At 71.7% G+C, this 11,310-nt stretch carries 7 protein-coding genes; all 7 read left to right on the forward strand.

The window, feature by feature from the left end; genetic code table 11:
- Positions 1-190: 190 nt before the first annotated feature.
- Complete coding sequence (locus AB0O34_RS13650) at positions 191-1,993, forward strand: 2-isopropylmalate synthase (RefSeq protein ID WP_363915662.1); 1,803 nt, start codon at positions 191-193, stop codon at positions 1,991-1,993.
- Positions 1,984-4,755: an AAA family ATPase gene (locus AB0O34_RS13655; RefSeq protein ID WP_363915663.1), complete on the forward strand. Its 2,772-nt coding sequence runs from the start codon at positions 1,984-1,986 to the stop codon at positions 4,753-4,755. The genes AB0O34_RS13650 and AB0O34_RS13655 overlap by 10 nt, the downstream gene beginning before the upstream one ends.
- Before the next feature lie 193 nt (positions 4,756-4,948).
- Positions 4,949-5,635 (forward strand): phosphotransferase, encoded by a 687-nt coding sequence (locus AB0O34_RS13660; protein ID WP_363915664.1) that lies wholly within the window; start codon positions 4,949-4,951, stop codon positions 5,633-5,635.
- Positions 5,636-5,710: 75 nt separating this feature from the next.
- Positions 5,711-6,169 (forward strand): DUF1707 domain-containing protein, encoded by a 459-nt coding sequence (locus tag AB0O34_RS13665; protein ID WP_363915665.1) that lies wholly within the window; start codon positions 5,711-5,713, stop codon positions 6,167-6,169.
- Between the two features lie 248 nt (positions 6,170-6,417).
- Complete coding sequence (locus tag AB0O34_RS13670) at positions 6,418-8,169, forward strand: ABC transporter ATP-binding protein (RefSeq protein WP_363915666.1); 1,752 nt, start codon at positions 6,418-6,420, stop codon at positions 8,167-8,169.
- A gap of 137 nt (positions 8,170-8,306) precedes the next feature.
- On the forward strand, positions 8,307-10,118 hold the full coding sequence (locus tag AB0O34_RS13675) for an ABC transporter ATP-binding protein (protein ID WP_363915667.1): 1,812 nt from the start codon (positions 8,307-8,309) through the stop codon (positions 10,116-10,118).
- A 21-nt stretch (positions 10,119-10,139) separates the two neighbouring features.
- Positions 10,140-11,213 (forward strand): iron-siderophore ABC transporter substrate-binding protein, encoded by a 1,074-nt coding sequence (locus AB0O34_RS13680; RefSeq protein ID WP_363915668.1) that lies wholly within the window; start codon positions 10,140-10,142, stop codon positions 11,211-11,213.
- The last annotated feature ends 97 nt before the right edge of the window (positions 11,214-11,310 follow it).

The following is an 11,310-nucleotide window of genomic DNA, read 5'->3' on the forward strand; positions in this document are numbered from 1 at the left end:
GGGATTTCAAGCCGCTGAGGCCGATAGAGGTGCCCGCCGAGGACGACCGCCCTTTCACCCCTACTGGGCCCGGGGTCCGGTAGGTACTCTCGGTTCCCGCGCCGGACACGAGAGAGATCGTCGATGTCAATCCGCCGGTAAACGGTCCGGCCCCTCCCGCCATGAGTCATTCAGGAAAGGAAGTTTGACGATGAAAGGCGTCGAGCGCTACGCGGGATTCACCCCCGTCGACCTGACCGACCGCACCTGGCCGGGCAATCGCATCGTCTCCGCTCCGCGCTGGTTGTCCACGGACCTTCGGGACGGCAACCAGTCGCTCGTCAACCCGATGACACCCGAGCGGAAGCTCATGATGTTCGACCTCCTTGTCAACATGGGCTACAAGGAGATCGAGGTCGGTTTTCCCGTCGCCAGCAAGAATGACCACGACTTCGTCCGAATGCTCATCACGCAGGACCGGATACCCGACGACGTGCGGATCTCGGTGCTCACCCAGGCCCGCGACGAGCTGATCAGGCGGACCGTCGAATGCCTCGCGGGGGCGCCCCGGGCGACGATCCACATTTACAACGCCACCTCCCCGCTGTTCCGGCGTCTGGTCTTCGGCATGACCCGCGCGGAGTGCAAGGATCTGGCGGTCCAGGGCACCAGGCTGATGATGAAGTACGCGGAGCGGACGCTGCGTGACTGCGACCTCGGGTACCAGTACTCCCCCGAGCTCTTCAACGAGACCGAGCTGGACTTCTCCCTTGAGGTCTGCGAGGCCGTCATGGACGTCTGGCAGCCCGGCCCCGATCGCGAGATCATCCTCAACTTCCCGACGACGGTGGAGCGATCGCTGCCCAACGTCTTCGCCGACCAGATGGAGTGGCTCGGCCGGAAACTCTCCCGGCGGGAGCACGTCTGCCTGTCCGTCCACCCGCACAACGACCGAGGGACCGGGGTGGCGGCGGCGGAGCTGGCCCTGCTGGCGGGGGTCCAGCGCGTCGAGGGCTGCCTGTTCGGCAACGGCGAGCGCGCCGGCAACGTCTGCCTCGTGACGCTCGGCATGAACCTGTACGCCCACGGGGTCGACCCGGGGGTCGACTTCTCCGACATCAACGCGGTCCGCCGTACCGTCGAGCTCTGCAACGAGCTGCCCGTCCATCCCCGGCACCCCTACGGCGGCGACCTGGTCTACAGCGCCTTCTCGGGATCCCACCAGGATGCGATCAAGAAGGGGTTCGACGACCTGGAGCGGCGGGCGGCCGAGACGGGCGCCGACGCCGGCGACCTGCCATGGCACATGCCGTACCTGCCCGTCGACCCGAAGGACGTGGGCCGCACCTACGAGGCGGTCGTACGGGTCAACAGCCAGTCGGGCAAGGGCGGCGTCGCGTACGTCATGAGCGCCTGGCACGGCCTGAACCTGCCGCGGGGGCTCCAGATCGACCTGGCCGCCAAGGTGCAGGCGCGGGCGGACGCGGAGGGAGGCGAGCTGTCGCCGAGCCGCATCGGAGCGCTGTTCGTGGAGGAGTACCTCCTGGGCGAGGACCCGCAGGACCTTCTGTCAGAGGGGCGGGAGCCGGTGACCGCATCGCTGTACGTCGACGGGCGGTTCGACGTCGGCGGCGCCCAGGCGGACGCCTTCCGCGCGCTCGGCTCGGTGCTGGGCCGCCACGGCGTCCAGGTGCGCGTGGTGCACCGCACCGCGCTTCCCCTCGACAACGATGACCTGACGCCCGAACGGGCCGTGCTCGACGGCCGGTCGCGGGACGAGACCGTGATCTACGCCGAATGCCGGATCGGCGGCGCCGTGGCGTGGGGTGCCGGCATCGACAGGGACATCGCGACGGCCGCGCTCTCGGCCGTACGCGTGGCAGGCACGCGGCTCTCCCGCGACGGGCGCCTCGCGGCCGTCGAGGCGGACCGCGAGGTGACCGTACCCGAGCAGCGCCGCCCCCTGGCGGCGGCCGGACTCCGAGCGGATGGTGGAGGCCGAACATGGCCGTAGACGACCAGCGGAGGGCCATGACCTCCTTGCGTGACCTGCTGACCGAGGTGGTGGCGGGCAAGGGCCGGATCGCGATGGTGACAGGGGCGATCGCGACCGGCAAGAGCGAGCTGCTGTACGCGTTCACGGAGCGGGCCTTCGAGCACGGCGCGCTGCCCCTCACCGCGACGGGCTCCCGCGCCGAGAGCGGACTCCCGCTCGGCGTGCTGTCGCAGCTGGTCCACGGCGCGCCGCTGACCGAGGAGCAGCGGGCGGCGACCCTGAGCCTGCTGCACGAGGGCGCGCGCTCGCAGATGTCCAACGACCCCCGGGCGGAGGCCATCGAGCACGTCGACGCGCAGATCGTCGACGCGCTCTGCACGGTGCTGCTGGAGCTGTCCGAGCGCTGCCCCCTGGTGATCGCCGTGGACGACGTGCACCATGCCGACCGGGCGTCGCAGCTGTGCCTCGCCTACCTCGCGCGGCGGGTGAAGTTCGCGGACGTCATGCTCGTGTTCAGCGCGCCGGAGCCGGGCGCGCACCTTCAGAGCCTCTTCCACACGGAGGTGCTGCGGCTGCCGCACTGCCGTCCGATCCGCCTCACCCATCTGGACCTGGAGGGTGTGGAGCAGAGGGTGACCGACCAGGCGGGCGTGGAGGCGGCGAGGCGGTTCGCGGCCGAGTGCCACGCGCTGAGCGGCGGCAACCGGCTGCTCGCCGACGCGCTCCTTGAGGATTTCCAGGCCACCGGCTCCCCCGGCCAGAGGTACGGCGAGGCCATCGTGGCCTACCTGCGCCGCGCCGACCGGCGCATGTCGCTGGTCGCCAGAGGGCTCGCGGTCCTGGGCGATCCCGCCTCGCTCGGCCCGTTGCTCGGCGAGAGCAAGGTGACCGTGTCCACCTCGATCCAGGCGCTGGGCGACTCCGGCGTGCTGGAGGAGGGCCGCTTCCGTCACGAGATCGCCAGGTCCGCCGTGCTCGCCGAGCTGGACGCCTCCGAGCGCATAGGCCTGCACCGCCGGGCCGCGGAGCTGACGTACGAAGAGGGGGCTCCCCCGGCCGTGGTGGCCGAGCACCTGCTCCACGCGAGCCACGCCGGAGACCCCTGGACCATATCGGTCCTGGAGGAGGCTGCGCGGCAGGCGCTGCGCGACGACGGCGTGGAGTCGGCGATCGAGTACCTCAGGCTCGCCTGGCGGGCCTGCGGCGACGAGCGGCGGCGCGTACGGATCGCCACCGCGCTGGTGCGGGCGGAGTGGCGGATCAACCCCAGCGCGCCCGCGGGACACCTCGCCGAGCTGACCGACGCCCTGCACAAGGGCTACCTCGGCGGCGGCGACGCGGTGGTGCTCGCGAAGGCCCTGCTGTGGCACGGGCACATCGACGACGCCAGGGAGGTCCTGGACCACCTGAAGGAGCGGGAAAGGCTCGACCAGGAGAGCGCGGCCGAACTGGCCGCGGCGCGCCCGTGGTTCAGGACCCTGTACCCGTCGTTCCTCACGTACCTGCCGGAGGTCAGCGGCAAGCAGGCGATCGCCGCCGCCTCGTCCCTCAGGGTCGGCCGCCGCATGGAGGCCGCCGGCGCACTGGCGAGCGTGATGACCGAGGGCCCGCGCGAGGACACCGTGGCCACGGCCGAGCTGATCCTGCGCGGCTCGCGCCTGGACGAGATGACCATGGACACGGTGGAGACCGCGCTGCTGGCGCTGACCTACGCCGATCTGCCGGGTAAGGCCGCGCCCTGGTGCGACGCCTTCATCGACGAGGCGGAGTCGCGGCGCGCGCCGAGCCGTCAGGCCCGGTTGTCCGCCATCCGGGCGGAGATCGGCCTGCGCAGGGGTGACCTGGCGGGCGCTGCGCTGGACGCCCAGAGGGCTCTGGAGATCATCCCGGCCGGCAGCTGGGGGGTGACCGTCGGCGGGCCGCTGGGCAGCCTCCTGCTCGCCGGGGCCGCCATGGGCAGGCTGGACGAGTACCTCCAGCACTTCAACCAGCCGGTGCCCGAGGCGATGCTGGAGACCAGGTACGGGTTGCAGTACCTGCACGCGAAGGGCCGCTTCAACCTCATGGCCGGCCAGCCCCAGCAGGCGCTCCGCGACTTCCGGCTCTGCGGCGAGCTCATGAGCAGGTGGAAGCTGGACGTCCCGGGGTTCATCGCCTGGCGCACGGACGCGGCGGAGGCCCTGATCCGCCTCGGGGAGCCCGACGAGGCGCTACTCCTGATCAACGACCAGCTGTCGCGGTGCGACCTGCGGTCCAAGCGCGCGCACGGCATCGCGATGCGCCTGCTGGCCTCGGTGGGCGAGGTGCGGGACCGCGCCGCGCTGCTCCGCAGGTCGGCCGATCTGCTGCAGTCCGGCGGTGACCGCTACCAGCTCGCCCGTACGCTCTTCGACCTCACCGAGGCCTACCGGGCGAGCGGGGAGCACCGGCAGGCGGAGATGTTCGGACGGCGTACCCGGGTGCTCGCCCAGGAGTGCCATGCCGAGCCCCTCGTCCGGGCCCTGTCTCGCGGCACCGAGGACGACCAGCCCGCCCCCGGCTCCTCCGGCGTGACGGCGATCATGAGCGACGCGGAGCGGCGCGTGGCGGCGCTGGCGGCGGAGGGATACACCAACCGCGAGATCTCCAGGAAGCTCTTCATCACGATGAGCACGGTGGAGCAGCACCTCACGCGGATCTACCGCAAGCTCAACGTCACCCGTCGCACCGAGCTGCCGGCGAGGCTCGCGGAGAACCGGCCGGCCGAGGCACCCGAAGCGACGAACCACGCATTCAACTGACTTTTCATAGGACAGCAGTAAATACAGCGGTTAACCCCGCAACGCATGATTTTGTGCGGTTCATCGCGACACTCGCGATAAATGTGTATAGAGGGAGGCCGGGGACTGTGGCCAAGAATGACGGTGACTTCTTGCCACCGGGGCGACGACCGGATACCTGGTTTTACCTGCCTTTATCTCCTAATCTGACAATATGCATGTGGGTTCGCTCATCGCGTCCGGACGTGACTGTCACATCTTCGAGGCCGGAGCCGGCAAGGTTGTCCGGCGTGCCCGCGATGGTCGCAACCTGGAGCGGGAGGCGTCGGTCATGCGTCACGCGCGGAGGCACGGATTCCCCGCGCCCGAGGTCTTCGACGCCGACGGCTCCGACATCCTCATGGAGCGCGTCGATGGGCCGAACCTGATGGAGGACGGCCTCCGGCAGCCGTCGCGCATGCCGTCCCACGGCCCGCTCCTCGCCGGCCTCCTTGGCCGGCTCGCGGCCGTACGAGCGCCGGGCTGGCTCCCGGCGGCCGAGGGATGCGCGGGGAACAGCCTGCTCCACCTGGACCTGCACCCGCTCAACGTGCTCATCACCGGCGAGGGCCCGAAGGTCATCGACTGGGCGAACGCCGGCCGGGGCGCGCCCGGCGCCGACGTGGCCTGTACGTGGCTCGCCATGGCCACCGCGCCGGTCGCCGGACCGGCGGAGGAGGCCGGGCGCGATGTGGTGCTCGCGGCGTTCCTCGAAAGCGTCGACCGCGAGGCCGCCCGGCCGTACCTGCGCGTGCTGGCCGGACGCCGGCTCGCCGACCGCTACACACAGCCCGACGAGAAGGACGGCATAGACCGGCTTCTCGCACAGGAGACCATCGAACGGCACGAGCCGGTGCCGTGAACCGAACACTTCGACCCGGGTCCGCCTCAGCGCGGCCCGGATCGTGACCCCCCTGGAACCGGGAGAAGGCAGAGGATGGACGAGCGGCGCGACGTGCGGGTTTCTGACAGTGATCGAGAGGCCGCCGCCGAGCGGCTCGGATCGGCGGTGACCGAGGGCCGCCTCGACCTGCAGGAGTACGACGACCGGCTGGGCCGTGCCTACCAGTCGGTGACCTACGGCGATCTCGCCGACCTGTTCGTCGACCTGCCGGCCTCGGCGCCCGGCGCGGTGACCACGACGACCGAGGCTCCCCACCGGGCACCGCATGCCGTGACCGACTCCTCCACGGCCGAGGCGACCCTGCCCAAATGGCTCAGGGTGATCTGGACGATCTGGGCCATCAAGGTCGCGATCAACCTGACGGTCTGGGTCCTGGTCAGCCTGTCCGACGGCACCCCGGTGTATTTCTGGCCCATGTGGGTCATCGGCCCCCCGGCCGCCGCCCTGCTCGGCCTCACAGGGGTCGTCACACTCGCCCGGCGCAGCCGCTGAATCCTTGAGCCTTGGGCCGTGGTGGACACCTCCACCACGGCCCTTGCCATGGAGCACCTCCCGGTCACGATCCCCGGCACACGCCCGTCCTGAATGCGGAAAAGGTTCCCCCGGGCCCACGCGGGCGGGGTGGCCGAGGGGGCGGTCTAGGCGTCCGTACTCCAATCCGGACATCAGGGGTAGTTCACGGCCATGAACGTAGGCTAGCCTTACCTAAGTTCTTGGCCGGATGTCCCGAAGGAGTGCGGATGGGTGCGTTGGGACGGGTAGTTCTGCGACGTGCCGTCCGAGGTCAGTGCCGTGATGTCACGCTCGGTTCGTCTCTCGGAGCCGTGCACCAGGCCGGGGAGGCGCTGGTCCCCGTGCTGATCGGGGTCGTGATCGACCAGGCCGTCGGGCAGGGCGACGCGGGCGCGCTGCTGCTCTGGCTCGCGGTGCTCGCCGTCGTCTACGTGGGGCTTTCGTTCAGCTTCCGGTTCGGCGCCCGGGCCGGGGAGCGAGCCGCCGAGCAGGCCGCTCATGCGCTGCGCGTCGAGCTCGTACGGCGCGTGCTCGACCCCGGAGGCGGGGCGGAGAACGGCAGGCTGCCGGGCACCCTCGCCACCATCGCGACCGAGGACGCCAAGCGCGTCGGCGTCGTCAACATGGCACTGATGTCTGGCATATCGGCGCTGGTGGGGCTCCTTGTCGGCGCTGTGGTGCTGCTGCGGACCTCGGTGCCGCTGGGCCTGATGGTCCTGCTCGGAACGCCGGTGCTGCTCTGGCTCGGGCACCTGCTGAGCAAGCCCCTGGAGCGTCGCAGCGAGGCCGAGCAGGAACGTGCCGCGCACGCCTCCGGTGTCGCCACCGATCTGGTGGCCGGGCTTCGCGTGCTCAAGGGCATCGGCGCGGAGTCCGCGGCCGTCGCCCGCTACCGGCGTACCAGCCGCGACTCGCTGGTGGCCACGCTACGAGCGGCGCGGGCCGAGGCGTTGCAGAGCGGCATGGTGCTCGCCCTGACCGGCTGCTTCATCGCCGTCGTCGCGCTCGTCGGAGGACGGCTCGCCGCGCAGGGCGACATCAGCCTGGGCCAGCTGGTCTCCGCGGTCGGTCTCGCGCTGTTCCTGCTCGGGCCGCTGGAGGTGTTCTCCTGGGTCAACGCCGACTTCGCGCAGGGCCGGGCGTCGGCGGGACGCATCGCCGAGGTCCTGGCCGCACCGCCGGCGGTGACCTCCGGCGGCGCGCGGCCGCCGCGGCCCGTACGGGGTGCGGTACGGCTGCGCGGGGTCAGCCACGGGGGGCTGCGCCAGGTGGACGTGGACATCGCCCCCGGCGAGGTGCTCGGCGTCGCGGCGACCGATCCCGCGGACGCCACGGCACTGCTGCGCTGCCTCAGCCGTCAGGCCGACCCCGACGCGGGGGTGGTCGAGCTGGACGGCGTGCCGCTGCGCGATATGGACCCCGCCGACATCCGCATGGCGATACTGGTCGCCGAGCACGACGCCGACCTGTTCGAAGGCACCCTCCACGACAACGTCAACGCCGCGAGCACCGGCGACATCACCCCCGCGATGACCGCGATCGGTGCGGAGGAGACCCCCGGCGCGACGGCGACGGCCGGTGCCGGCGGCACAGCCCGCGCGATGGCGGCGGCCGGGGCGGACGAGATCGTCCGGGCGCTGCCGCGGGGTGGGGACACGGAGGTCAGCGAGCGCGGGCGCTCGCTCTCCGGGGGGCAGCGCCAGCGCGTGGCCCTCGCCCGGGCCCTGGCCGCCGACCGGCCCGTGCTGGTGGTCCATGACCCGACCACCGCGGTCGACGCCGTCACCGAAGCCCGCATCGCCACCGGCATCCGCGAGTTCCGCTCGGGCCGCACGACGATCCTCGTCACCACCAGCCCCGCGCTCCTCGCGGTGACCGACCGGGTGATCCTCCTCCACGACGGCCGGGTCACCGACACCGCTCCACACGCCGACCTGGTACGACGCCACGCCGCCTACCGGACCGCGGTGCTGGCGTGACCGGCGCGACTCCGACCTCACACGTGCCGGGTGCCTCGCGAGTGTTGCTGCCGACGGCAAGTGGACGGCGGACCTGGGCAGCCGTGCGGGAGCTGCTGCGACCGCATCGGGGACTGGCGCTTGGCGGATTCGCGGTGATGGTCGCCGCGACCGCCGTCGGCCTGCTCACACAGCCGCTGCTGGGCCACATCGTCGACCTCGTCGCCGACCGGCGACCGGCCGAGACCCTCACCCTGCCCGCGACGCTGCTGGTGCTCGTCGCCGTGACTCAGGGAGTCAGCACCACACTCGGGCTGTCGCTGATATCACGGCTCGGAGAGACCGTGCTGGCCCGGCTGCGCGAGCGGTTCGTCGAACGCGCCCTGCGGCTGCCCCTGGAGCAGGTGGAGAGGGCCGGCTCGGGCGACCTGACCTCACGGGTCACCGGTGACGTCTCGCAGGTGGCCGAGGCGGTGCGGACCGCCCTTCCCGAACTGGCCCGTTCGCTGCTGGCCATCGCGCTCACCCTCGGGGCACTGGCCGTACTCGACTGGCGGTTCCTGCTCGCGGCGCTGCTGGCGGTGCCGATCCAGGCGCACACCGCGCGCTGGTACGTGCGCAACGCCGTGCCGCTGTACGCCCGGCAGCGCATCGCCAGCGGGGCCCAGCAGCAGCAACTGCTGGACAGCATCGGCGGCGCCTCCACCGTGCGCGCGTTCCGGCTGGAGGCGGACCACACCGAGCGGGTGACCCGGCGCTCCTGGTCGGCGGTCGAGCTGACGATGCGCGGGGTACAGCTGGTGCTGCGGTTCTACAGCCGCCTGCACGTGGCCGAGTACACCGGTCTGGCAGCGGTGCTGATTGTCGGGTTCCTTCTGGTGCGCAGCGGGTCCACGTCCATCGGCACGGCCACGGCGGCGGCACTGTACTTCCACAGCCTGTTCGCGCCGATCAACTCCGCGCTCGTCCTGGTCGACGACGCCCAGTCGGCCACCGCGGGCCTCGCCCGCCTGGTCGGCGTCGCCGACGCGCCCTCCTCAGAGAGCCCGGGGAGCCCGGAGAGCCCAGAGAGCCCAGAGAGCCCAGAGAGCATGGAAGAGCCGAGCCCGCGGCGGCGTGAGGCGGAGCCGGACGGGCGGAGTGACCGGTCACGGGAACCCTCCGCCCCGGCTGAGCCGCTGGGCCAGGTCGAGCCCGCGGCCCCCGTTGAGCCGGTGGTCGCCGTGAGCGGGGTTGGGCATGCGTATGAGGCCGGGCGGCCTGTGCTGCACGACGTGGACCTCGTCCTGCGGCCCGGCGAGCGGGTCGCCCTCGTCGGTGCGAGCGGGGCGGGCAAGACCACGCTTGCCAAGCTCATCGCCGGCATCCACCGGCCCACCACCGGTTCCGTACGGCTGGCCGTCCCCGAGCGGGACGGGGCCGGACCCACGGTCGCGCTGGTCACCCAGGAGGTGCACGTCTTCGCCGGCCCGCTCGACGACGACCTGCGGCTGGCCCGTCCGGACGCCGCCGACGACGAACTACACGAGGCGCTGGCCCGCGTAGACGCCCTGACCTGGGTGGAAGCGTTGCCGGACGGCCTGCGGACCGTGGTCGGCGAGGGCGGCCACCGTCTCACGGCCACGCAGACGCAACAGCTGGCCCTCGCCCGGCTGATCCTCGCCGACCCGCCGGTGGCCGTACTCGACGAGGCCACGGCCGAGGCGGGCAGCACCGGGGCCCGCACCCTGGAGAAGGCCACCCAGCGGGCCATCGAGGGCCGTACCGCCCTGGTCGTGGCCCACCGCCTCACCCAGGCCGCGACCGCCGACCGCATCGTCGTCATGGACGGCGGCCGGATCGTGGAGAGCGGCGGTCACGACGAGCTGCGCGCCGTGGGCGGACCCTACGCGGCCCTCTGGGAGGCCTGGTCGGAAACCCGTTCCACCGCTCCCCGACGACCCCCCACTCACAACGCACCGACCATCTGACGACAAGACGAAGGACCCCTTATGCCCCGCTCCATGAGAGGCACCCGGCTCGCCGCGGTACTCGCCTCCGTACTGCTGCTCTGCGGCGCCGTCGCCGCCTGTGGTTCCGGCTCCGATCCAGCCACCGGCACCGGCTCCGCCGCCCCCGGTGCGAGCGCGTCGAACAGCGGCGCCTTCCCCGTGACCATCGAGCACAAGTACGGCAGCACCACCATCCCCGCCGAGCCCAAGCGGATCGTCACGGTCGGCCTCACCGACCAGGACTCCGTGCTCGCCCTCGGCGCGGTGCCCGTCGGCACCACCGAGTGGGTGGGCGGCTACAAGGGCGCCATCGGCCCCTGGGCCGCCGCCAAGCTGGGCACCGGCGCCGTGCCGACCGTGCTCAAGGACACCGGCACGGGCCCGCAGGTCGAGAAGATCGCCTCGCTGGCTCCCGACCTGATCCTCTCCCTGTACTCGGGGCTGACGAAGGACCAGTACGCGACCCTGTCGAAGATCGCCCCGGTGGTGGCCCAGCCCAAGGAGTACCCCGACTACGGGGTCCCGTGGCAGCGGCAGACCGAGATCATCGGCAGGGCGCTCGGCAAGGAGGCCGAGGCGAAGAAGCTGGTCGAGGACGTGGAGGCCACGTTCACGGCCACGAAGGCCGAGCACCCGGAGTTCGACGGCGCCACCGCCGTCATCGCCACCCCGTACGAGGGGATCTTCGTGTACGGACCCAAGGACAACCGGTCGCGCATCCTGAGCTCGCTGGGCTTCACGCTGCCGCCCGGCCTGGACAAGGCCATCGGCGACGCGTTCGGCGCCAACATCAGCAAGGAGCGCACCGACCTGCTGGACACCAGCGCGATCGTGTGGCTCGTCGCCGACCCCGCGACGGACGCGGACAAGCTGCACAAGGACAAGCTGTACGGCAACCTCGACGTGGTCAAGCAGGGCCGTGAGGTCTTCGTGAAGGAGACGGGGGACTACGGCAACGCCTTCTCGTTCGTCTCGGTGCTGAGCCTGCCGTACACGCTCGACCGGCTGGCGTCGCAGCTCGCGGCGGCCGTCGACGGCTCCCCCTCCACCGAGGTGGCCCAGCCGGCCTCCTGACCGGCCCGCCCTCGCAAGGCACTGCTCGTAGAAGGCCACCCCGCTCGTACACCCCTCCCGCAGGGGACCACGGAGAAGAAGGGCTGGGCCGCGAAGC

It is taken from the genome of Sphaerisporangium sp. NPDC088356, assembly GCF_040685555.1.
Lineage (GTDB): Bacteria > Actinomycetota > Actinomycetes > Streptosporangiales > Streptosporangiaceae > Sphaerisporangium.

Bases quoted from the DNA above. Each gene is read 5' to 3' on its own strand.
- AB0O34_RS13660 (WP_363915664.1), top strand. From the start codon at position 4,949: ATGCATGTGGGTTCGCTCATCGCGTCCGGACGTGACTGTCACATCTTC.
- AB0O34_RS13680 (WP_363915668.1), top strand. From the start codon at position 10,140: ATGCCCCGCTCCATGAGAGGCACCCGGCTCGCCGCGGTACTCGCCTCC.
- AB0O34_RS13670 (WP_363915666.1), top strand. From the start codon at position 6,418: ATGGGTGCGTTGGGACGGGTAGTTCTGCGACGTGCCGTCCGAGGTCAG.
- AB0O34_RS13650 (WP_363915662.1), top strand. From the start codon at position 191: ATGAAAGGCGTCGAGCGCTACGCGGGATTCACCCCCGTCGACCTGACC.
- AB0O34_RS13675 (WP_363915667.1), top strand. From the start codon at position 8,307: ATGGTCGCCGCGACCGCCGTCGGCCTGCTCACACAGCCGCTGCTGGGC.
- AB0O34_RS13655 (WP_363915663.1), top strand. From the start codon at position 1,984: ATGGCCGTAGACGACCAGCGGAGGGCCATGACCTCCTTGCGTGACCTG.
- AB0O34_RS13665 (WP_363915665.1), top strand. From the start codon at position 5,711: ATGGACGAGCGGCGCGACGTGCGGGTTTCTGACAGTGATCGAGAGGCC.